The sequence below is a fragment of the Massilia psychrophila genome, assembly GCF_002760665.1.
Taxonomy (GTDB): Bacteria; Pseudomonadota; Gammaproteobacteria; order Burkholderiales; family Burkholderiaceae_D; genus JAFCUW01.
In genome coordinates, this window is record NZ_PDOB01000007.1 from 33,565 (window position 1) to 55,665 (window position 22,101).

General features: G+C 62.4%; 27 protein-coding genes. 26 read left to right on the plus strand and 1 reads right to left on the minus strand.

What is annotated here, in order from left to right; all coding sequences use genetic code 11:
- Positions 1 to 33: 33 nt before the first annotated feature.
- From CR103_RS06465 to CR103_RS06590, 26 genes are all read left to right on the plus strand, one after another.
- Entirely contained in the window at positions 34 to 1,497 is a 1,464-nt protein-coding gene (locus CR103_RS06465) for a glutamate synthase subunit beta (protein WP_099915187.1), read from the plus strand.
- A 525-nt stretch (positions 1,498 to 2,022) separates the two neighbouring features.
- Positions 2,023 to 2,826 (plus strand): ABC transporter ATP-binding protein, encoded by an 804-nt coding sequence (locus CR103_RS06470; protein WP_099915188.1) that lies wholly within the window; start codon positions 2,023 to 2,025, stop codon positions 2,824 to 2,826.
- Positions 2,823 to 3,605 carry a lipid asymmetry maintenance ABC transporter permease subunit MlaE gene (mlaE, locus tag CR103_RS06475; RefSeq protein WP_099915189.1) on the plus strand — a complete coding sequence of 261 codons (783 nt, stop codon included), beginning with the start codon at positions 2,823 to 2,825 and terminating at the stop codon, positions 3,603 to 3,605. Before CR103_RS06470 ends, mlaE begins: the two co-directional genes overlap by 4 nt.
- Positions 3,606 to 3,675: 70 nt before the next feature.
- On the plus strand, positions 3,676 to 4,149 hold the full coding sequence (gene mlaD / locus CR103_RS06480) for an outer membrane lipid asymmetry maintenance protein MlaD (protein ID WP_099915190.1): 474 nt from the start codon (positions 3,676 to 3,678) through the stop codon (positions 4,147 to 4,149).
- Entirely contained in the window at positions 4,146 to 5,129 is a 984-nt protein-coding gene (locus CR103_RS06485; protein WP_099915191.1) for an MlaA family lipoprotein, read from the plus strand. The genes mlaD and CR103_RS06485 overlap by 4 nt, the downstream gene beginning before the upstream one ends.
- A 73-nt stretch (positions 5,130 to 5,202) precedes the next feature.
- Positions 5,203 to 5,853 (plus strand): MlaC/ttg2D family ABC transporter substrate-binding protein, encoded by a 651-nt coding sequence (locus tag CR103_RS06490; RefSeq protein ID WP_099915192.1) that lies wholly within the window; start codon positions 5,203 to 5,205, stop codon positions 5,851 to 5,853.
- A 15-nt stretch (positions 5,854 to 5,868) separates the two neighbouring features.
- Positions 5,869 to 6,165, plus strand: coding sequence for an STAS domain-containing protein (locus CR103_RS06495; RefSeq protein ID WP_099915193.1), 297 nt, complete (start codon positions 5,869 to 5,871; stop codon positions 6,163 to 6,165).
- A gap of 174 nt (positions 6,166 to 6,339) precedes the next feature.
- On the plus strand, positions 6,340 to 7,278 hold the full coding sequence (locus CR103_RS06500) for an ABC transporter ATP-binding protein (protein ID WP_099915194.1): 939 nt from the start codon (positions 6,340 to 6,342) through the stop codon (positions 7,276 to 7,278).
- Entirely contained in the window at positions 7,275 to 8,054 is a 780-nt protein-coding gene (locus CR103_RS06505; protein WP_099915195.1) for an ABC transporter permease, read from the plus strand. The genes CR103_RS06500 and CR103_RS06505 overlap by 4 nt, the downstream gene beginning before the upstream one ends.
- A 19-nt stretch (positions 8,055 to 8,073) precedes the next feature.
- On the plus strand, positions 8,074 to 8,310 hold the full coding sequence (locus tag CR103_RS06510; protein WP_099915196.1) for a BolA family protein: 237 nt from the start codon (positions 8,074 to 8,076) through the stop codon (positions 8,308 to 8,310).
- Positions 8,311 to 8,312: 2 nt separating this feature from the next.
- Positions 8,313 to 9,563 carry a UDP-N-acetylglucosamine 1-carboxyvinyltransferase gene (gene murA / locus CR103_RS06515; protein ID WP_099915197.1) on the plus strand — a complete coding sequence of 417 codons (1,251 nt, stop codon included), beginning with the start codon at positions 8,313 to 8,315 and terminating at the stop codon, positions 9,561 to 9,563.
- Positions 9,560 to 10,252: an ATP phosphoribosyltransferase gene (gene hisG, locus CR103_RS06520; protein ID WP_099915198.1), complete on the plus strand. Its 693-nt coding sequence runs from the start codon at positions 9,560 to 9,562 to the stop codon at positions 10,250 to 10,252. The genes murA and hisG overlap by 4 nt, the downstream gene beginning before the upstream one ends.
- 13 nt (positions 10,253 to 10,265) lie before the next feature.
- Positions 10,266 to 11,606: a histidinol dehydrogenase gene (gene hisD, locus CR103_RS06525; protein WP_099915199.1), complete on the plus strand. Its 1,341-nt coding sequence runs from the start codon at positions 10,266 to 10,268 to the stop codon at positions 11,604 to 11,606.
- Entirely contained in the window at positions 11,603 to 12,418 is an 816-nt protein-coding gene (locus CR103_RS06530) for a DNA-methyltransferase (RefSeq protein ID WP_099915200.1), read from the plus strand. Before hisD ends, CR103_RS06530 begins: the two co-directional genes overlap by 4 nt.
- A gap of 10 nt (positions 12,419 to 12,428) precedes the next feature.
- Positions 12,429 to 13,517, plus strand: a complete 1,089-nt coding sequence (hisC, locus tag CR103_RS06535; protein ID WP_099915201.1) for a histidinol-phosphate transaminase — start codon at positions 12,429 to 12,431, stop codon at positions 13,515 to 13,517.
- A gap of 10 nt (positions 13,518 to 13,527) precedes the next feature.
- Positions 13,528 to 14,118 carry an imidazoleglycerol-phosphate dehydratase HisB gene (gene hisB / locus CR103_RS06540; RefSeq protein WP_099915202.1) on the plus strand — a complete coding sequence of 197 codons (591 nt, stop codon included), beginning with the start codon at positions 13,528 to 13,530 and terminating at the stop codon, positions 14,116 to 14,118.
- 25 nt (positions 14,119 to 14,143) lie between these two features.
- Positions 14,144 to 14,782 (plus strand): imidazole glycerol phosphate synthase subunit HisH, encoded by a 639-nt coding sequence (gene hisH / locus CR103_RS06545; protein WP_099915203.1) that lies wholly within the window; start codon positions 14,144 to 14,146, stop codon positions 14,780 to 14,782.
- A 68-nt stretch (positions 14,783 to 14,850) separates the two neighbouring features.
- On the plus strand, positions 14,851 to 15,639 hold the full coding sequence (gene hisA / locus CR103_RS06550) for a 1-(5-phosphoribosyl)-5-[(5-phosphoribosylamino)methylideneamino]imidazole-4-carboxamide isomerase (RefSeq protein ID WP_099915204.1): 789 nt from the start codon (positions 14,851 to 14,853) through the stop codon (positions 15,637 to 15,639).
- 5 nt (positions 15,640 to 15,644) lie between these two features.
- Positions 15,645 to 16,406 carry an imidazole glycerol phosphate synthase subunit HisF gene (hisF, locus tag CR103_RS06555; RefSeq protein WP_099915205.1) on the plus strand — a complete coding sequence of 254 codons (762 nt, stop codon included), beginning with the start codon at positions 15,645 to 15,647 and terminating at the stop codon, positions 16,404 to 16,406.
- Between the two features lie 11 nt (positions 16,407 to 16,417).
- Positions 16,418 to 16,858 (plus strand): phosphoribosyl-AMP cyclohydrolase, encoded by a 441-nt coding sequence (gene hisI / locus CR103_RS06560; RefSeq protein WP_099915206.1) that lies wholly within the window; start codon positions 16,418 to 16,420, stop codon positions 16,856 to 16,858.
- 10 nt (positions 16,859 to 16,868) lie between these two features.
- Complete coding sequence (locus CR103_RS06565) at positions 16,869 to 17,240, plus strand: phosphoribosyl-ATP diphosphatase (RefSeq protein ID WP_099915207.1); 372 nt, start codon at positions 16,869 to 16,871, stop codon at positions 17,238 to 17,240.
- A 30-nt stretch (positions 17,241 to 17,270) separates the two neighbouring features.
- A complete protein-coding gene (locus CR103_RS06570; RefSeq protein ID WP_099915208.1) occupies positions 17,271 to 17,642 on the plus strand; it encodes a histidine triad nucleotide-binding protein in 372 nt (123 codons plus the stop codon).
- Positions 17,643 to 17,729: 87 nt separating this feature from the next.
- Positions 17,730 to 17,960 (plus strand): Sec-independent protein translocase subunit TatA, encoded by a 231-nt coding sequence (gene tatA, locus CR103_RS06575; RefSeq protein WP_099915209.1) that lies wholly within the window; start codon positions 17,730 to 17,732, stop codon positions 17,958 to 17,960.
- A 50-nt stretch (positions 17,961 to 18,010) separates the two neighbouring features.
- On the plus strand, positions 18,011 to 18,508 hold the full coding sequence (gene tatB, locus CR103_RS06580; RefSeq protein ID WP_099915210.1) for a Sec-independent protein translocase protein TatB: 498 nt from the start codon (positions 18,011 to 18,013) through the stop codon (positions 18,506 to 18,508).
- Positions 18,508 to 19,263, plus strand: a complete 756-nt coding sequence (gene tatC, locus CR103_RS06585) for a twin-arginine translocase subunit TatC (protein WP_099915211.1) — start codon at positions 18,508 to 18,510, stop codon at positions 19,261 to 19,263. Before tatB ends, tatC begins: the two co-directional genes overlap by 1 nt.
- Positions 19,264 to 19,399: 136 nt before the next feature.
- On the plus strand, positions 19,400 to 19,951 hold the full coding sequence (locus tag CR103_RS06590) for a fasciclin domain-containing protein (RefSeq protein ID WP_099915212.1): 552 nt from the start codon (positions 19,400 to 19,402) through the stop codon (positions 19,949 to 19,951).
- 87 nt (positions 19,952 to 20,038) lie between these two features.
- On the opposite strand, the gene CR103_RS06595 is transcribed toward CR103_RS06590, so the two are convergent.
- On the minus strand, positions 20,039 to 21,802 hold the full coding sequence (locus CR103_RS06595; RefSeq protein ID WP_099915213.1) for an extracellular catalytic domain type 1 short-chain-length polyhydroxyalkanoate depolymerase: 1,764 nt from the start codon (positions 21,800 to 21,802) through the stop codon (positions 20,039 to 20,041).
- Positions 21,803 to 22,101: the final 299 nt, after the last annotated feature.

Consider the following 22,101-nt stretch of genomic DNA (forward strand, 5'->3'; position numbering starts at 1 on the left):
TGCAGCTAATGCACACTAATAAGAGGATGTATCGTGGGTAAAATCACCGGTTTTATGGATTTCAAGCGCCAGGACGAGGAATATCTGCCGGCGCCGGCGCGCGTAAAAAACTACCAGGAGTTCGTCCTGCACCTGTCCGATCCCCAGGCCAAGGTGCAGGCGGCGCGCTGCATGGATTGCGGCATCCCGTTCTGCAACACGGGCTGCCCGGTCAACAACATCATTCCGGACTGGAACGACCTGGTGTATCACAACCAGTACCGTGCGGCGCTCGATAACCTGCATTCGACCAACAACTTCCCTGAGTTTACCGGCCGCGTCTGCCCGGCGCCGTGCGAGTCGGCCTGTACCCTCGGCATCAACAACGACCCGGTCGGTATCAAGTCGATCGAGCACAAGATCATCGACACCGGCTGGGAGCACGGCTGGGTGGTGCCGCAGCCGCCTGAAAAACTCACCGGCAAGAAGGTCGCGGTGGTCGGTTCCGGCCCCGCCGGCCTGGCGGCGGCGCAGCAGCTGGCGCGCGTCGGCCACGCCGTCACCGTGTTCGAAAAAAGCGACCGTCTCGGCGGCTTGCTGCGCTACGGCATCCCCGACTTCAAAATGGAAAAATCGCACATCGACCTGCGGATAAAGCAGATGGAAGCGGAAGGCGTGGTGTTTCGCACCAGCGTGCTGGTCGGCAAAGACTTCCCGGCCTCGGTCAACAACTGGGCCAAGGAAACGATTTTTCCCGAGGACCTGGAAAAGGATTTCGATGCCGTCATCATCGCCGGCGGCGCCGAACAGCCGCGCGACTTGCCAGTGCCCGGGCGTGAACTGAAGGGCGTGCATTACGCGATGGATTTCCTGCCGCTGCAAAACAAGGTCAACGCCGGCGACAAGCTCAAGGACCAGATCAAGGCCAGCGGCAAGCACGTCGTCGTCATCGGCGGCGGCGACACCGGTTCCGACTGCGTCGGCACCTCGAACCGCCACGGCGCCGCGTCGGTGGCACAATTCGAACTGATGCCACAGCCGCCGGAGCAGGAAGACAAGCCGCTGGTGTGGCCGTACTGGCCAACCAAGCTGCGCACTTCGTCGTCGCACGAAGAAGGCTGCGAGCGCGACTGGGCGGTGGCCACCAAGCGCTTCGAGGGAAAAGGCGGCAAGGTCGACAAGCTGATCGCCTGCAGGGTTGAATGGAAAGACGGCAAGATGGTCGAGGTGCCGGACTCCGAATTCGAGATGAAGGCCGACCTGGTGCTGCTGGCGATGGGTTTCGTGTCGCCGGTGCAGCAGGTGCTCGATGCCTTCGGCGTCGAGAAAGACGCCCGCGGCAACGCCCGCGCCGCTACCGATGGCGAAGGCTGCTACGCGACGTCCGTGCCAAAAGTGTTCGCCGCCGGCGACATGCGGCGCGGCCAGTCGCTCGTCGTATGGGCCATCCGCGAAGGTCGCCAGTGCGCCCGCGCGGTCGACGAGTTTTTGATGGGGTCGTCGGTGCTGCCGCGGTAAGCATCAAGCATTCAGGCATGGCTGAAGATGTAGAGCAGAGACAGGCCGGCGCGAAAGCGAACAGCACCGTGGAAAATATGCGTGATGCCTTTGAGGCGAACGGTGCTGCCTAGCAGATGTGCCAGGTCGGTGAGTCGAACAAAGTTGTCGAGTAAATGCGTACCTTCATTTCCTGTTCGAAGAAGGGAGGGCTTGGTGACCCAAGCCCTGAATGTATGGATGAATCGGGAACGCGTCGGCCGCTGGAGCGCTGACCGCGCGGCGCGAAATGCGCCTCGCCGACTCACATTGCGGACCGGATCCTTGCTATTTACATACATACGTGTACTTTTAATTGGTGAAAGCTTTTTTCACGCCAGCGTGTTTCAAACCCAGTAAAAACAACAGCTTACGGCTGGAAATATCTGACCCGCCGTTCATTAGTGTTGTATTCTTGGCGCGCACGCCTGCGCCAAAAGGGCCCCGCGCCAGCAGGGATTGCCCTTTCTGCACTACAATACGCAATCCCAAATACCGAATAGCCCCGTGTCCAACCTTGTCGAAATCCGCGATTTGCAATTTGCATACGGAGAGCGCGTCATCCTGTCGAATCTTTCCATGGACTTCCCGCGTGGTAAGGTCGTGGCCGTCATGGGCGGCTCCGGTTGCGGCAAGACGACCGTGCTGCGCCTGGTCGGCGGCCAGATCCGCCCACAGAAAGGCGAAGTCAAGGTCGGCGGCGAAGTCGTACACCAGCTCGACACCGACGGCCTCTACCGCTTGCGCCGCAAAATGGGCATGCTGTTCCAGTTCGGCGCGCTGTTTACGGACTTGTCGGTGTTCGACAACGTCGCCTTCCCGCTGCGCGAACACACCGACTTGCCGGAAGAGTTGATCCGCGACCTGGTGCTGCTCAAATTGAACGCGGTCGGCCTGCGCAATGCACATAAACTCAAGCCGGCCGAGATTTCGGGCGGCATGGCGCGTCGCGTCGCGGTGGCGCGCGCCATCGCGCTCGACCCGGAACTAATTATGTACGACGAGCCGTTCGCCGGGCTCGACCCGATCTCGATGGGCGTCACCGCCAACCTGATCCGCAAACTGAACGACGCGCTCGGCTCGACCTCGATCCTCGTCTCGCATGACGTGCATGAGTGTTTCTCGATCGCCGATTATATCTATTTCATGTCTGCCGGCAAAATCGTCGCGCAGGGCACGCCAGCCGAACTGCGGGTGTCGCTTGATCCCTACGTCAAGCAGTTCGTCAACGCCGAAGCGGACGGCCCGGTGCCGTTCGACTATCCGGGCAAGACACTGGCCGACGATCTCGGTCTGGGAGCGCGGGCATGATCGGCAATCCTATCGCCGCCCTCGGCCGCACTGTGCTCGATATCCTGTCCAGCGTGGGCTTCGCCACCCGCTCGTTCTTCGGCCTGCTGCAGGTGTCGCCCGGCGCGATGCGCCGGCCAAGCCTGATCTCCGAACAGATCCACTTCATCGGCAATTACTCGCTGGTGATCATCATCGTCTCGGGCCTGTTTGTCGGCATGGTGCTTGGCCTGCAGGGTTACATCACGCTCACGCCCTACGGCGCGGAACAAAAGCTTGGCCAGGTTGTCGCACTGGCGTTGGTGCGTGAACTGGGGCCGGTCGTGACGGCGCTGCTGTTCGCCGGCCGCGCTGGCACTTCGCTGACCGCCCAGATCGGCCTGATGAAGGCCGGCGAGCAATTGTCGGCAATGGAAATGATGGCGATTAACCCGATCCAGCGCGTGCTGGCGCCGCGTTTCTGGGCCGGCGTGATCGCGATGCCGTTGCTGGCAACCATCTTCAGCGCCGTCGGCGTGCTCGGCGGCTACCTGGTCGGCGTGCAGCTGATCGGCGTCGACGAAGGCGCTTTCTGGTCGCAGATGCAGGCCAACGTCGACGTGCGCGCCGATGTCCTCAACGGCGTCCTGAAAAGCCTGGTGTTTGGCGTCGCGGTCACTTTCACGGCGCTGTTCCAGGGCTATCACGCCGAGCCGACGCCGGAAGACGTCTCGCGCGCCACTACCCGGACCGTGGTGATCGCCTCACTGATGATATGGGGCCTCGACTTTGTGATGACCGCCCTGATGTTCAACAAATAAGTTCAAAAAATAAAAGTAAGCTGAATCCGGCACCGTCGCCCGAGCCAATAACAAGTATTAGGAAATAATTATGCACCGTAAAATGATCGACGTATGGGTCGGCCTGTTTGTCCTGTTGGGACTGGCGGCGCTGCTGTTCCTGGCGCTCAAGGCCGGCAACATGAGCACGCTGTCGTTTGGCAAGACCTACGCCATCACTGGCAAGTTCGACAATATCGGCGGCCTCAAGCCGCAGGCGCCCGTGAAAAGCGCCGGCGTGGTGGTCGGCCGGGTCGGCGACATCCGTTTCGACGACAAAAATTTTCAGGCGATCGTGACGCTCGAGATGGACACGGGCTACAAGTTTCCAAAAGATAGCTCGCTGAAAATCCTGACCGCCGGCTTGTTGGGCGAACAGTACATCGGCATGTCGCCGGGCGGCGACATCGTTAACCTGGCCGCCGGCGACCGGATTACCCAAACGTCTTCGGCAACGGTGCTGGAAGACTTGATTAATCAATTTATCTACAGCAAGGCTGCAGACGGAAAGGACGCCTCCAAATGAGCACACGATCGAATTCCCTGCTGACTTCCTGGCGCGGCATTGTGTTGGCGCTGGCCGCGGCCTCGACCCTGGCTGGCTGCGCCACCGGCCCCAACCCGCGCGACCCGTACGAAAAATTCAACCGCAAGATGTTCGCCTTTAACGATGCGGTCGACCGGGCCGCCCTCAAGCCGGCCGCGTCCGCCTACAAGCAGGTGCTGCCGACCTTCGTGCAGACCGGCGTGTCGAATTTTTTCGGTAACCTGTCGGACCTGTGGACCGGCGTTAACAACCTGATGCAGGGCAAGGGCGCCGATGGCCTGTCGGACCTGACCCGCTTTTCGCTCAATTCGACGTTCGGCCTTGCCGGCCTGCTCGATATCGGCTCGGAAGCTGGTTTGCCCAAGCATAACGAAGATTTCGGCCAGACCTTGGGCGCTTGGGGCGTCGCTCCCGGCCCCTACCTGATGCTGCCGCTGCTGGGGCCGTCGACAGTGCGCGACGCGCTCGTCGTCCCGGTCGACATCGCCGCCGATCCGTGGGCCTACAAGCATCCGGTCGGCTGGCGCAACTTCGGCACCGCCGTGCGCGCGGTCGATCAGCGCGCCGCCGTGCTCGATGCGTCGAACCTGATGGAAGAAGCCGCGCTCGACCGCTACGAATTTATCCGCGACGGCTTCCTGCAACGCCGCCTGAGCCGCATCACCGACAACGGTGAGCAGAAGATCAAGTTCAGGAAGAACATCAAGAAGGACGACGCGCCGGCCGGTGCAAAAAGCATCAAGGCGGCTTATCCGGACGATCCGGGCGCGACCGTCCCGGCCGGGGCTGCACCTGCATCCACACCGTCATCCGCACCCGCACCCGCTGCCGCGGTACCATCCGATGCACAGAATATCCGCGCCGCTTATACTGACGATCCAGGTCCGACCGACACCGCGTCGGAGGTCAGACAGTGGGCCGCGGCGCCGGCTATGTCATCCAAACCGGCGTCGAAGTAGTTAACCCGACACTGTCACCGCCATCCGAGAGCGGTTTGCAGCTTGTGTCACCCGCAAACATGAAAGAGGGCTTATGAAACTGATCAAACACCTTATCGCGATGAGCGCCATCGCATTCACCGCCTTCGCGGTTGCCGCGCCGGCGCCGGCCCCTGTCGGCAACGAAGCGCCCGATGTACTGGTCAAGCGCATCAGCAACGACGTGATCGAAACGGCCAAGGCCGACAAGGACATCCAGGCCGGCGACGTCAACAAGGTCACCGCACTGGTCGACGCCAAGATCCTGCCGTACATCGACTTCCAGCGCATGACCGCGCTGGCCGCCGGCCGCTTCTGGCGCGATGCCACGCCGGCGCAGAAAACCGCGTTGTCGAACGAGTTCCGCACCCTGCTGGTCCACACCTATTCCGGTGCGCTGTCGCAGATCAAGAATGAAACCGTCGAGTTCAAGCCGATGCGCGCCGACCCGGCCGACACCACCGTTGAAGTGCGGTCCCAGGTCAACGTCCAGCGCGGCGAGCCGATCCAGCTGAACTACCGCCTAGCCAAGGGGCCGTCGGGCTGGAAGATTTTCGACATCAACGTGCTCGGCGCGTGGCTTGTGGAAACCTATAAAGGCACTTTCGCGTCCGAGATCGGCAAGGGCGGCATCGACGGCCTGATCAAGAAGCTGGCCGAGCGCAACCAGCAGCTGGCCAACAAGCCGGTCAAAGCGGCCAGGTAAGCCGGCCGCATTGAGATGATTGCAACCACTTCGAAGCCGCCGCTGGAACTGCTGACGTTCCAGACGGCGCGCGGCGCGCTCGAGCGCGGCCTGGCTGCGCTGCGCGCCGGCCAGACCGTGTTCGACTTGGCTTCGGTCAAGCTGGCCGACTCGTCCGGCGTGGCGGTGCTGCTGGAGCTGCAGCGCCAGGCCCGCACGGCCGGCTTGAGCGTATCGTTCATTAACCTGCCGGTCAGCCTCCAGAGCCTGGCCACGCTGTACGGCGTCGAGTCACTGCTGGCCGAAGCAGCCACCAGTGCGCCGCACCACTGAGGCATTGAATCGCCTTTAAAAAGGGGGCGCAGCGCGCCCCCTTTCCAATTTCTCTTTTCGTATTTCGCCCCTTTCGCCGGCCCCTTGCTGCTCATCCGGCAATTTCCCCTATAATTGTCAGTCCCCCTGCGAAAATTGATCCGCCTGATTAACCATGTACAACCAACGACAAGAATGACAGCAGCGATTCAGATTACCAACGTCGAGAAGAGCTACAAGTCCCTGAAGGCCCTGGGTGGCGTTTCGCTGACAATTGCAGAAGGCGAGTTTTTCGGGTTGCTCGGGCCCAACGGCGCAGGCAAGACCACCCTCATTTCCACCATTGCCGGGTTGATCCGCCCAGACAGCGGCAGCGTTGCCATCCACGGCCACGACGTCGTCACGGATTTTCGCGCGGCGCGCAAGATGCTTGGCGTCGTGCCGCAGGAACTGGTGTTCGATCCTTTTTTCACGGTGCGCGAAACGCTGCGCCTGCAGTCCGGCTATTTCGGCCTGAAAAACAACGACAAGTGGATCGACGAGGTGATGGAAAACCTCGATTTGACTGGCAAGGCCGACGTCAACATGCGCGCCCTGTCGGGCGGCATGAAGCGGCGCGTACTGGTGGCGCAGGCGCTGGTGCACAAGCCGCCCGTGATCGTGCTCGACGAACCGACCGCCGGCGTCGACGTCGAACTGCGCCAGGGCTTGTGGAAGTTCATTTCGCGCCTGAACCGCGAAGGCCATACCGTGGTGCTAACTACCCACTACCTCGAGGAAGCGCAAGCCATGTGCCAGCGCGTGGCGATGCTGCGCGCAGGTAAAGTGGTCGCGCTCGACACCATGAGCGCGCTGATCCGCCGCATCTCCGGCTCGCAGCTGATCGTGCACCTGGCCAGCGGCACTCTACCGGCAAGCCTGCGCCATTTGGTCGCGCACGATGCGCTGGAGGACCACGAGTACAACGGCAAGCCGGAAAGCCACACGTACAGTTTGCGTGTCAACGACTACGCCGAAGTCGAGCAGATCCTGGCAAAGCTGCGCGAATCGGGCGTCGTCATTGGCGAAATGCAATTGCAACAAGCTGACCTGGAAGACATCTTCTTGCAGATCATGGACGGAGGTTCGCTGTGAGCTCAGGCACAAAATTCGTCTCTGTCGGTTTCCAGACCCTGCTCTACAAGGAGACGCTACGCTTCTGGAAGGTGGCCACTCAAACCGTCGCCGCGCCGATTCTCACCGCCATGCTGTACCTGCTCATCTTCGGCCATGTGCTCGAAGGGCGGGTCGAAGTCTATCCGGGGGTGTCGTACACCGCCTTCCTGATCCCGGGTCTGGTGATGATGAGCGTGCTGCAAAACGCCTTCGCCAACTCGTCCTCGTCGCTGATCCAATCAAAAATCACCGGCAACCTGGTGTTCATCCTGCTGCCGCCGCTGTCGCATTGGGAAATCATTTCGGCTTACGTGCTGGCGTCGGTGGTGCGCGGCCTTACGGTCGGCGCCGGCGTATTCGTCACCACCGCCTGGTTTGCCGACCTCAGCTTCGTGGCGCCGCTGTGGATCGCGGTGTTTGCCCTGTTGGGGGCCGCCATCCTCGGCACCATGGGCGTGATCGCCGGCATCTGGGCCGAGAAATTCGACCAGCTGGCGGCGTTCCAGAATTTCTTGATCATGCCGGCCACGTTCCTGTCGGGTGTGTTCTATTCGATCCATTCCCTGCCCCCTTTCTGGCAGGCGGTCTCGCATTTCAATCCATTCTTTTATATGATCGACGGATTCCGCCACGGCTTCTTCGGCCAGTCCGACATGTCGCCGTGGACCAGCCTTGCCGTCGTCAGCGCGTTTTTTGCGATCCTGGCGACGATTGCCGTCAACCTGTTAAAGCGCGGCTACAACCTGCGTCACTAATTTTATTTTGGAGCTTATCTTGGCTACTACACCAGAACTGATCCACAGCTACATCAGCGCCGGGCTCGAATGCACCCATCTCGAGGTGGACGGCGACGGCCAGCACTTCAACGCCATCATCGTGTCAAACGCGTTTGCCGGCAAGCGCCCGATCCAGCGCCACCAGATCGTCTACGCCGCGCTGGGCGACCGGATGCGCGAGGAAATCCACGCGCTGTCGATGAAAACGCTCACCCCAGAAGAATATCAAGGATAACCATGGACAAGCTCCAGATTGTCGGCGGCAAGCGCCTTGATGGCGACATCACCATTTCAGGCGCCAAGAACGCCGCCTTGCCAATCCTGTGCGCCGCCCTGTTGACCGCGGACGACCTTGAACTGTCGAACGTGCCGCACCTGCACGACGTCAAGACCATGCTCAAACTGCTGGCCCAGACCGGGCTGACGGTGCAACAGGATGGCGAGACGGTAATCCTCAATGGCGGCGCCATCGATACCCTCGAGGCGCCTTATGAACTGGTGAAAACCATGCGTGCCTCCATTTTGGTACTGGGGCCGTTGCTGGCGCGCTTCGGCCAGGCCAAGGTATCGCTGCCGGGCGGCTGCGCCATCGGCTCGCGCCCGGTCGACCAGCACATCAAAGGCCTGGAAGCACTCGGCGCCGAGATCACCATCGAAGCCGGCTACATCTACGCCAAATGCGCCAAGCTGAAAGGCGCGCGCATCCGCACTGAAATGATTACCGTCACCGGCACCGAGAACCTGCTGATGGCGGCCACCCTGGCCGACGGCGAAACCGTGCTGGAGAACGCCGCCCAGGAACCGGAAGTCACCGATCTGGCCAATCTGCTGGTGAAGATGGGCGCAAAAATCGACGGTATCGGCACCGGGCGCCTGGTGATCCAGGGCGTGCCGTCGCTGCATGGCGCCAGCCACGCGGTCATTTCCGACCGCATCGAGGCGGCCACGTTCCTGTGCGCGGTGGCGGCCACCGGCGGCGACATCCTGCTCAGGAACACCCGTACCGACATCATGGACGCGGGCCTCGACAAACTGCGCGAAATCGGCCTTGTGATGGACATCAAGGCCGATTCGATCCGCGCCACCATGGCAGGCCGTCCGCGTCCGGTGACGTTGTCGACCACCGAGTATCCGGGCTTTCCGACCGACATGCAGGCCCAGTTCATGGCCGTCAACAGCATCGCCGACGGCGCCAGCCGCGTCACCGAGACGATTTTCGAGAACCGCTTCATGCACGTGCAGGAGATGAACCGCCTCGGCGCACACATCAGGATCGACGGCCACACCGCCAGCATCACCGGCGTGGCGCGGCTCGTCGGCGCGCCCGTGATGGCGACCGACCTGCGCGCGTCCGCCTCGCTGGTGATCGCCGCCATGGCCGCCGAAGGCACCACCGTCATCGAGCGTATCTACCATCTCGACCGTGGCTACGACCGGATGGAAGTAAAATTATCGAACGTCGGCGCCGACATCGTGCGGATCAAATGAGCGCATCTTCTCCATTTGCCATCCCGGCCAGCGGCCAACTGATCCTGGCGCTGTCGAAAGGGCGCATTTTCGACGACACCTTGCCGCTGCTGGCGGCGGCTGGCATTGTCGTCACCGAAGACCCGGAGACGTCGCGTAAGCTGATCCTCGCCACCAACGACCCGAACGTGCGCGTCATCATCGTGCGCGCCTCCGACGTGCCGACGTACGTGCAGTACGGCGCCGCCGACTTCGGCGTGGCCGGCAAGGACGTGCTGATGGAGCATGGCGGCGAAGGGCTGTACCAGCCGATCGACCTGAAAATTGCCGCCTGCCGCATGTCGGTGGCGGTGAACGCCGGCTTCGACTACGACAGCGCGGTGCGCCAGGGCGCGCGCTTGCGCGTGGCCACCAAGTTCGTGCAAACGGCGCGCGAGCACTTTGCCGCCAAAGGCGTGCACGTCGACCTGATCAAGTTGTACGGCTCGATGGAGCTGGCGCCCCTGGTCGGCCTGTCCGACGCCATTGTCGACGTTGTCTCGACCGGCAATACGCTGCGCGCCAACAACCTGGTCGAAGTCGAAACCATCATGCAGATTTCGTCGCGCCTGATCGTCAACCAGGCTGCGTTAAAACTCAAGCGCGAACGGCTCCAACCCATCCTTGACGCGTTCGAACGCGCGTCCTCGGCGATCCCCTCCACACTGTAAGGCTGATTCCACCATGTCGCTACTGATCCGCAAGCTCGATTCCACGCAAGACGGTTTCCGCCAGAAGCTCGATGCGCTGCTGGCCTTCGAGGCGTCGACCGACGACGCCATCGAAGCGGCGGTGACGACGATCCTGCACGACGTCAAACAGCGCGGCGACGCCGCCGTGCTGGAATACACCAACAAGTTTGATCGTATTCCCGGCGGCGGCGCAGCCGGCATGGCCCAATTCGACATTGGCCAGGCCGAACTCGATGCCGCGCTTGCCGGCCTGCCGGAAGCGCAACGCGCCGCGCTGCAGACGGCCGCCGAACGGATCCGCGTCTTCCACGAACGTCAAAAGCAGGAGCTGCAAGGCTTCAGCTACACCGAGCCGGACGGCACCGTGCTGGGGCAGCGCATCACGCCGCTCGACCGGGTCGGCATCTACGTCCCCGGCGGCAAGGCGGCTTATCCCTCGTCGGTGCTGATGAACGCGATTCCCGCCAAGGTCGCCGGCGTGGCCGAAATCATCATGGTGGTACCGACCCCGGACGGCGTCAAGAACCAGATGGTGCTGGCCGCCGCCGCAATTGCCGGCGTCACGCGGGTGATCACCATCGGCGGCGCGCAAGCCGTCGGCGCGCTGGCCTACGGTACTGCGACAATTGGCGCGGTCGACAAGATCGTCGGCCCCGGCAACGCGTATGTTGCCGCCGCCAAGCGCCGCGTGTTCGGTACTGTCGGCATCGACATGATCGCCGGTCCGTCCGAAATCCTGGTGCTGTGCGATGGCACCACCGACCCGGACTGGGTGGCGATGGACTTGTTTTCGCAGGCCGAGCACGACGAACTGGCGCAAGCCATCATGCTGTGCCCGGACGCCGATTACATTGCGCAGGTGGAGGCGAGCATCGACAAGCTGCTGCCGACGATGCCGCGCCAAAGCGTCATCCGCACGTCGCTGCTTGAGCGCGGCGCGCTGATCAAGGTGCGCGACATGATGGAAGCCTGCGAGATCGCCAATGCGATTGCCGCCGAACACCTCGAAATTTCGGCCGAGAACCCGCAGCAGTGGGCCGACCTGATCCGCCACGCCGGCGCCATGTTCCTTGGCCGCTTCTCGTCCGAGTCGCTGGGCGATTACTGCTGCGGTCCGAACCACGTGCTGCCGACCTCGCGCACGGCGCGCTTCTCGTCGCCGCTGGGCGTGTACGATTTTCAGAAGCGCTCGTCGATCCTGTACGTGTCCGAAGCCGGTGCCCAGACGCTCGGCCTAATCGCGGCCGAACTGGCGTATGGTGAAGGCTTGCAGGCGCATGCCCGCAGTGCCGAGTTGCGGCTTCAACCGGTACGTTTCAAGCAACCGTCATGAGCGACTGGCGCAACCGGGTCTTCTGCGAAGATGCGCTGGACGGCCTGGCGCGCGTTCCGGACGGCTCGGTCGACCTGATCCTGACCGACCCGCCCTACAACCTGGGCAAGGACTACGGCAACGACTCGGACCAGCAAAGCGTGGCCGATTTCCTGGCCTGGACCGAACAGTGGGTCGACAAGGCGCTGCCGAAGTTAAAGGCCAACGGCAGCCTGTACATTTTTTCGACCTGGCGCTTTTCGCCGGAGATTTTCGTCATGCTCAAGCAGCGCATGACGATGATGAACGAAATCATCTGGGACCGCCGGGTGCCGTCGATGGGCGGCAGCGTGCGCAGCTTCACGTCGGTGCACGACACCGTCGGTTTTTTTGTCAATCGCAAGGATTATTACTTCGATCTCGATGCGGTGCGCATCGCCTACGACGCCGAAACGAAAAAAGCGCGCTCGCGTTCGATTTTCATCGGCGCCAAGTGGTTGGAGATCGGCTACAACCCGAAGGATTTATGGAGCGTGTCGCGCCTGCACCGCGAACATCCCGAGCGCGCCGACCACCCGACCCAAAAACCCCTCGAGATCATCGAACGGATGGTCAAGGCGTCGTGCCCGCCAGGCGGGGTCGTGCTCGACCCGTTCATGGGCAGCGGCACCACGGCGCTGGCGGCCCAGCGCTGCGGCCGCGATTTCGTCGGCTTCGAGCTCAATCCGGCGTACTGCGACATCATCGAAGCCCGGCTCGTGGCGCCTGTGCTCAAGGCCGGCGGTAAGCGTAAAAGCGTCAAGAAAATCAAGCCTGAAGAAGTTATTAGCTGAGAAAGCCACCATGTCATTCATCGACCAACTGATCAGCAACACCATCCGCGCCGACGTGCGCGCCGCCAGCAGCTACAAGGTGGCCGACAGGCCCGGTTTCCTCAAGCTCGACGCGATGGAAAACCCGTACCAGCTGCCGGCGCCGCTGCGCGCCGAACTGGCGACGCGGCTGGCCAAGGCCGAGCTGAACCGCTACCCGGCGTCGTACGAGGCCCTCAAACAGGCAGTCTGCGCCAAGCTGGGCGTGCCGCCGGACTACGGCGTCATCCTCGGCAACGGCTCGGACGAACTGATTTCGCTGATCGCCACCGCCACAGCACGCCAAGACCGCCGCGCTGTCATCCTGGCGCCGACGCCGGCTTTTGTCATGTACCAGCGCTCGGCCCAGTTCGCCGGCATGGATTTTATCGGCGTGCCCTTGAACAGCGACTTCACGCTCGACATGCCGGCCATGCTGGCGGCCATCGCGCTGCATAAACCGTCGGTGCTGTTTCTGGCCTATCCGAACAACCCAACTGGCAACCTGTACGATGCCGCCGACATGGCCGAGCTGATCGATGCGCTGGGCGACACCGGCATCGCCGTCGTTGACGAAGCCTACGAGCCGTTCGCCCGCACCAGCTTCATGGCCCACCTGCCGGAGTTCGACAACCTGGTGGTGATGCGCACCCTGTCCAAGCTGGGCCTGGCCGGCATCCGGCTCGGCTACATGTCGGCCGCGCCCGCGCTGCTGGCCGAGTTCGAGAAAGTGCGCCCGCCCTACAACATCAACGTGCTGACGATGATTGCGGCCGAATTCGCGCTCGAGCATCTGGACGTGCTCGAAGCCCAGGCGGTCAAGATCAATGCCGCCCGCACGGAACTAGCGGCGGAACTGGCGCTGTTGCCCGGTGTCGAAGTGTTTCCATCGGCGGCAAATTTCCTGCTGTTCCGGGTGAAAAACGCCGACGATACGTGCGAGAAACTATTAGCTGCCAAGGTGCTGGTCAAGAATTTGGGTAAAATGGGGCCGCTGGCACATTGTATTCGCGTCACCGTCAGCACGCCTGAAGAGAATTCCGCATTTTTGACTGCCCTCCGGGCAGCGCTGAAACCATAGAGCACCGTCCATGACCCGCACCGCAGAAATTACCCGCAACACCAACGAGACGCAAATCCGCGTCGCGATCAACCTCGACGGCACCGGCCAGCAAAAGCTGAACACCGGCGTGCCCTTCCTCGACCACATGCTCGACCAGATCGCCCGCCACGGCTTGATCGACCTCGACATCGAATGCGTCGGCGACCTGCACATCGACGCCCACCACACCGTCGAAGACACCGGCATCACGCTCGGCATGGCGTTCGCCAAGGCGATCGGCGACAAGAAAGGCATCCGCCGCTACGGGCATGCGTATGTACCGCTCGACGAAGCACTGTCGCGCGTGGTGATCGACTTTTCCGGCCGCCCGGGCCTGGAAATGCACGTGCCGTGGAAGCGCTCGATGATCGGCAGTTTCGACGTCGACCTGGCGCACGAATTTTTCCAGGGCTTCGTCAATCACGCACTGGTGTCGCTGCACATCGATAACCTGCGCGGCGAAAACGCCCACCACCAGTGCGAAACCGTGTTCAAGGCGTTCGGCCGCGCGCTGCGCATGGCCACCGAACTCGATGCGCGTTCGGCCGGCACCATTCCATCGACCAAAGGCAGCCTGTGAGAATGACCTGCGCGACGTCGCCATCATGAATAAAATTGTCGTCGTCGATTACGGCATGGGCAACCTGCGTTCGGTAGCGCAGGCCTTGCGCGCGGTCGCACCGGAAGCGGAGGTGCTCATCTCCGGCACCCCACAAGACATCGACAGCGCCGACCGCCTGGTACTGCCGGGCCAGGGCGCGATGCGCGACTGCATGCTCAGCCTGCGCGAATCGGGCGTGCTCGACGCGCTGTTGCGCGCTTCCAGGACGCGCCCGATGATGGGCGTGTGCGTCGGCGAGCAGATGCTGTTCGAGCGCAGCGAGGAAGCCGACACTGCCGGCCTGGGGCTACTGCCAGGCCGCGTGGTGCGCTTCCAGCTCGACGGCCAGCTGCAGGCCGACGGCTCGCGCTTCAAGGTGCCGCAGATGGGCTGGAACCGGGTCAGGCAGCTGCGCAGCCACCCGGTGTGGGAAGGCATCGACGACGACGCCTACTTCTATTTCGTGCACAGCTACTATGTCGACCCGGTCGACCCGGCCGACGCGATCGGCGAAACCGATTACGGCGCGCCGTTTTGCAGCGCGGTGGCACGCGATAACATCGTCGCCACCCAGTTCCACCCTGAAAAAAGCGCGGCCGCAGGCCTGCGCCTGTATAAAAATTTCGTTCACTGGAAGCCGTAGCTTTTCGCTCCCGCGCTTCCATACAACTGACCCACCTAACCGCCACTTAACCGATAACCGACACGACCATGCTGCTCATTCCTGCCATCGACCTGAAAGACGGTCACTGCGTTCGCCTCAAACAGGGCGATATGGAACTTGCCACCGTCTTCTCCGAAGACCCCGCCGAGATGGCCCTGCACTGGCTCAAAAAGGGCGCGCGGCGGCTGCACCTGGTCGACCTGAACGGCGCTTTTGCCGGCAAGCCGAAGAACGAAGCGGCCGTCAAATCGATCCTGCAAGTGGTGCAAGAGTTCGCCCTCGATAACGATATCGACGAGATCCCGGTGCAGCTGGGCGGCGGCATCCGCGACCTCGACACCATCGAGCGCTACCTCGACGACGGCATCACCTACATCATCGTCGGCACCGCCGCGGTGAAAAACCCCGGCTTTTTGCACGACGCCTGCGGCGCCTTCCCGGGCCACATCATCGTCGGCCTCGACGCGCGCGACGGCAAGGTCGCAACCGACGGCTGGAGCAAGATGAGCGGCCACGACGTGACGGACCTGGCAAAAAAATTCGAAGGCTACGGCATCGAGTCGATCATCTACACCGACATCGGCCGCGACGGCATGATGGGCGGCGTCAACATCGAAGCGACCGTCAAGCTGGCGCAATCGGTGCGCATCCCGGTCATCGCCTCGGGCGGGGTGCATAACCTGAAAGACGTCGAAGACCTGTGCGCGGTGCAGGAAGAGGGCATCGAAGGCGTCATCTGCGGGCGCTCGATCTACGAAGGCACGCTCGACCTGGCGCAAGCCCAGCTGCGCGCCGACGAGCTTTCCGGCGACGCCGGAGCCGGGGTTGGGGTATAAAGCGCATGCTCGCCAAACGCATCATTCCTTGCCTCGACGTCACTGACGGGCGCGTCGTCAAAGGCGTCAATTTCACCGAGCTGCGCGACGCCGGCGACCCGGTCGAAATCGCCCGCCGCTACGACGGCCAGGGCGCCGACGAGATCACTTTTCTCGACATCACGGCATCCAGCGACGACCGCGACCTGATATTGCACATCATCGAAGCGGTGGCCAATACCGTATTCATCCCGCTCACCGTCGGCGGCGGCGTGCGCCGGGTCGAGGACGTGCGCCGGCTTTTGAATGCCGGCGCCGACAAGGTCAGCATGAACACCTCGGCGGTAACCAATCCCGAACTGGTGTTCGAAGCGTCGCAAAAATACGGCTCGCAGTGCATCGTGGTGGCGATCGACGCCAAAGAGGTCGCGCCCGGCAAATGGGAAGTATTTACGCATGGCGGGCGCCGTGCCACCGGCCTGGACGCCATCAAATGGGCGCAGAACATGGAGCGGCTCGGCGCCGGCGAAATCCTGCTTACCAGCATGGACCGCGACGGCACCAAGATCGGCTTCGACCTGGGTCTCACGCGCGGCGTGTCGGACGCGGTCGGCATTCCGGTGATCGCCTCGGGTGGCGTCGGCGGCCTGCAGGACCTGGCCGATGGCATCAAGCTCGGGCACGCCGACGCGGTGCTGGCCGCCAGCATTTTCCACTACGCTCACCACACGGTGCAGGAAGCGAAGCGCTTCATGGCCGCGCAGGGCATCCCGATGCGCCTCGACTAAAGGAACCCCGCATGACAACCATAGCCATCACCGCCAACAACGCCAAGTGGCTCAAGAAAGTGCGCTGGGACGAACACGGCCTGGTGCCGGTGATCGCGCAGGAAGCGGCGACGGGCGACGTCTTGATGTTCGCCTGGATGAACCGCGACGCGTTGTACAAAACCGTCGAACTGGGCGAGGCCGTGTACTGGAGCCGCTCGCGCAAAAAGCTGTGGCACAAGGGAGAAGAGTCCGGCCACGTGCAGAAGGTGCTCGAGATCCGGCTCGACTGCGACGAAGACGTGGTGCTGCTGAAAATCGACCAGGCCGGCGCCATCGCCTGCCATACGGGCCGTCATTCGTGCTTTTACCAAAAATTCGACGGCGAAGCGCTAGGGGGCGACTGGCAGGCCGTCGATCCGGTATTGAAAAATCCGGAGTCCATTTATACTCAACCGAAGACCAAGAAATAAGCGTGACCCTATGAGCGTGACCCTGAACCGCCTGGCTGCCGTGATCGAATCGCGCAAGATCGAAAACGGCGGCGATCCCGACAAATCGTACGTCTCGCGCCTGTTCGCCAAGGGCGACGACGCGATCCTGAAAAAAATCGGCGAGGAAGCCACCGAAACGGTGATGGCGGCAAAAGACGCGCGGGTCGACGGCGACACGTCGAAAGTGCTTTACGAGTGCGCCGACCTGTGGTTCCACTCGCTGGTGATGCTGGCCCAGTTCAACCTGACGCCGCAGCAGGTGCTCGACGAACTGGCGCGCCGTGAAGGCATTTCCGGCATCGAAGAAAAAGCCGCCCGCAAGGACGAACCGCGCGACGCGCTTGACACCGACAAGCATTAAATTAAACAATCAATTGGTCCGGAGCCTGACGTGGAAAACTGCCTGTTTTGCAAGATCGCTTCAAAACAAATCCCGTCGTCGGTGGTGTACGAGGACGACGACCTGATGGCGTTCAAGGACATCCATCCGGCCGCGCCGGTGCACTTGCTGGTGATCCCGAAAATTCACCTGGCAACGCTGTCCGAATGCGACGCCAGCCATGCCGGCCTGCTGGGCAAGATGCTGGCGCTGGTGCCGCGGCTGGCCGCAGAGAATGGCTGCGCCGTTACTTATGATGCCGACGGCACGCCGGGCGGCGGCTTCAAGACGATGATCAATAGCGGCCCTGACGGCGGACAAGAGGTGTACCATCTTCACCTGCACCTGTACGGCGGGGCCCGCCCTTGGCGGGGCCAGCGCTGATACGGGGCACGAACGTCGCGCTTCGTCTATACTGGTGCGGACAATTCCACGAATTCAAGGCGCGCTGCGCCGGGCAAGGAGAATAGCATGGGTTCAATGAGTATTTGGCACTGGGTGATCGTACTGGTGGTGGTGATGCTGGTGTTCGGCACCAAAAAAATCAGCAACATGGGTTCCGACATCGGCAAGGCCGTCAAGGGCTTCAAAGACGGCGTCAAGGGTAGTGAAGAAGAGAAATCAGGCGTCGTCGTGCCACCTTCCCAGGTTGCCGACAAGACCACCATCGACGTCGAGACGAAAGAGAAAACCAAGTTCTGACGCGCCGCGCCTTAGCTCTGCGGGCGCACGTTGATTAACTTTGCCCATCCATGATCGACCTTGGACTTTCCAAACTCGCCATCATTGGCGTCGTCGCGCTGATTGTCATCGGACCCGAGAAGCTGCCCAAGGTGGCGCGGATGGTCGGGTCGCTGTACGGCCGTGCCCAGCGCTACCTGCACGAAATCAAATCCGAAGTAAGCCGCGAAATCGAACTCGACGAACTGCGCAACCTGCAAAAGGAAGTGTCGGAAGCGGCGCATTCGATCAAGGCCGATGTCGAACATTCGATTGCCCAGGATTTCGACGACGTCGAAGCGTCATGGCGCGGCCACATCTCAGACGACAGTGCCAGCGACAAGGTAGCGGCGAGCATGTTCGGCCTCAAGCGCAAGGCGCGCGACTTCCGCCGCAAGAAGCTCATGCGTAACTCCGCCGTTCCAGGCTGGTACAAGCAGCGCCACGGCGGCAAGACGCACGTCATGTCGGGCGCGGCGCGCGTCAAGAAATTCCGTCCACACGGCTCCACATTCTCTTCCTTCTTCTAATGACAGACAAAGCAGCGGGCGAAGAGACCTTCATCTCCCACCTGATCGAATTGCGCAACCGCCTGGTCAAGGCCTCGATCGGCATTGCCATCCTTACCGCCGCGCTGATGCTGTGGCCAGGCCCGGCGCAAATTTACGACTTCATCGCCCGCCCGATGATCGACTCGCTGCCGGCCGGCTCGAAGATGATCGCCACCGGCGTCATCGCGCCGTTCCTGGTGCCGATGAAGGTGACGCTGGTGATCGCCTTTATCTTGGCGCTGCCGTGGGTGTTTTACCAGATGTGGGCTTTCATCGCCCCGGGCTTGTACCAGCACGAAAAAAAGCTGGTGCTGCCGCTGGTGGTGTCGTCGTCGCTGCTGTTCATGGGCGGCGTGGCCTTCTGCTACTTCCTGGTGTTCGGCCGCGTGTTCAAGTTCATCGGCGACTTCGCCCCGAGCTCGATCGCCGTCATGCCCGACATCGAAAACTACCTCGATTTCGTGATGTCGATGTGCCTGGCCTTCGGCGCCACCTTCGAAGTGCCGGTCGTGGTGGTGATTTTGGTGCGGATGGGAATTGTCAGCGTCGCCAAGCTCAAGGAAATGCGGCCGTACACCATCGTCGGCGCCTTCGTCATTGCCGCCATCGTGACGCCGCCCGACGTCGTCAGCCAGCTGGCGCTGGCGGTGCCGATGTGCCTGCTGTTTGAACTGGGCCTGCTGGTGGCGCCGGCCTTTGTCCGGGCCACCCAGGCGCCGGAAGAGACTGCCTGACTTCGACATCCCGTTGCCCGTCGCCCCAGGTTTTGGCGGGCCCAGCAGTCGGTGATAAAAAGGTGAATCTGAAACCGTGTCCTGAACGTAAAAGAGTGTGCTTCGACCACTTCTTAACTACTTTCAAGGACCTACCATGAACAAGCTCGTCACCACTGTCATCGCCGGCGCCTGTATCGCCCTGTCGTCCACCGTCTTTGCCGCCAACGTGATGGTCGGCGGACAGTCGATGATGGCCTCGAAGGACATCGTCGACAATGCCGTGAACTCGGCCGACCACACCACCCTGGTCGCGGCGGTAAAAGCGGCCGGCCTGGTCGACACCCTCAAGGGCAAGGGACCGTTCACTGTCTTCGCACCCACCAACGCCGCCTTCGGCAAGCTGCCGGCCGGCACGGTCGACACCTTGGTTAAGCCGGAAAGCAAGCCAACGCTGACCAAGGTGTTGACGTACCACGTGGTGCCGGGCAGGTATGATTTCATGGCGCTGTCGGGCGCCATCAAGAAGGGCAACGGCAAGGCCGACCTGGCCACCGCCAGCGGCGGCAAGCTTCATTTCATGATGAACGGCGTACACAACATCACCGTGACCGATGAAATGGGCGGCGTGGCCAACATCAGCACCTACGACGTCTACCAGTCGAATGGCGTAATCAATGTGATCGACACCGTGCTGATGCCGAAGTAAGACAGCGCGCACGAAAAACAGGCGCGGTCCTTTGGGGGCCGCGTCTTTTGTCGGGATGTTGTCGGGCCGTTGTCGGGCTGCTGTCAGTTACGGGCAGTTACCAATCACGTAATAGGCGACCGAAGTCTGCGCCAGCGTCGTGGTATAGAACGTGTTGTTCAGGCCCATGTTCTGGTTCGAGCCGTTCGCCAGCGCGTAGCCGCCGCTGTCGTGGGCCCGTCCTGCCTGCACGTGGTTGTAGTTGCTGGTGTTCGTTGCGGTGCAGGTAAAGCTTGACGTCGTGCTGCCGGCCACCGCCGCCGACAACGCGCTCTCGACTGAACCGGCGCCAACGGACGACACCTGGAAATTGTAGCTGGTGGACGCTGTCAGGCCGGTGCTGGTGTATGACGTCGCCGTCACTGGCGTCGCCGTGATGTTGATGCCGTTGCGGTAGACGTTGTAGCCGGTGGCACCGCTGGCGAGGCTCCACGACAGCGCGATTGAACTGGCGGTGCGCGCGCCCACGGCCAAGCCCGCCGGCGGCAGGATCGCCGGCGCCGGGCCGACCAGGAACTGGGCGATGCCGCATGCCGCCGACGTCAAACCGGTGCCGCTGCCGGTGGCCGTCACGCTGCCGGTGTAGTAGCCGTTCGCCAGCGGTGAATAGGTCTTGGTGAAGCTGGCGCCGCTGCCGGCGGCGGCGTCGCTGACTGGCGTCGCCCCGCTCAGCACCACCTTGTAGCTGCCGATGGTGCCGGCCGCGTCAACGCCGGCGCCCGATACCGTGACGTCGTTGCCGGCCACGCTGGCGCTGCACGAGGTCATTGCGGGCGCGGCCACCGTGCTGACGCGCAGGTTATTTTTAAACCAGAAATTCATCACGAACGCTGGATAATTGACGTGGGTCGCATCGACGTAATTGGTGTTCTGGCCGCCGCTGCCGGCCGGCCAGGCGTGGGCCATGCCGGTAACCGCCATTTCCGAGGTGCGCAGCTTGCCGTTGCTGTCGGTATAGGCGATGTTGCTGCCGCCGGTAGCGACGGTTTGCGTGGCGCCCTTGGAAAAGGCGCCGCCATACGTCAGCCGCATCGCCGCCGCATCCATCGGCCCATACGCCTGGGCCACCGTATAGTCGGTGGTGCCCCATACCACGCTGGCGATTTGGGTGGCGAACTTCGGCAGGTTGCTGCCGGCCAGCGCCTTGCAGTTGTTGGCGGCGGTAGTTGCCGTATAGCCGGACGGTACGATGCCGATCTGCGCGGTGGTGGTGCCCGGCGGCGGCCCGGCGTTGATGCCAATGCCGGCGAAGATGTCGGGCGCGAAGCAGCCGAGCGCCATGGTTTCGCCGCCGCCCGACGACAAGCCGGTGACGTACACCTGGCTCGGGTCGATCGCGTATTGCAAGTTGGTGACGAAGCGGTTGACCAGGTCGAGCAGGACCGCATCGTGGCCGCTGGTGCGGCTGTGGCTGGTGCTGGCGTAATCCCAGCAGTGGTTGCCGTAGACGTTGCCGGTGGCATTCGGCGCCAGGATCACGGCGCCGTACTGGTCGCCCATCGCCTTCCAATTAAAACCGCCGTCGGCGGCATTGATGACGTCGCCCGCCGCGCTCTGGCTGCAGCCGTGCAGCACCAGCACCAGCGCGCGCTTGCCGGCCAACGTCGGCTGGCTCGCCGGCCAGTAGAAATAACCGGTCAGGTTGCCGCCGTTGCGGGTGTCGGCGGCCCAGGTCTGGTTGCTGCTCCAGGCACCGGGGCCGGCGCTAACTTGCGCCTGGGCCTGGGCCTGGGCGTGGCCAAACAGGCAGGGGGCGAGGATCAGCAAGGGTGCGGCGGCGCGCGTGAACCGCCGTTGGAAAGCGAATGCCATGAAGGTCTCTCCGATCTGAGGATGAAGCAGGGTGGCCGGCTTTGCGCTCTGTAACCGTGCAGGTGTGCTGCTATGGACTGGTTGCCAGGGACAGTCTGGTGCGGCTGGGCGTGGTCAGCCACTGCCCGCCGGACGACGCGACTGCGTTTCAGTGAGAAAGCATGGGCAGCTGCGCGGAAAAGAAGGCGGGCCGCGGCGATAAAACCACTAAATGTAACGGACCAATTCTAGTCCTGAATATCGCCGCCGATGTGGTGATTTAAAGCAAGCTCACTGTGCGTTTTCGCACACGCAACATT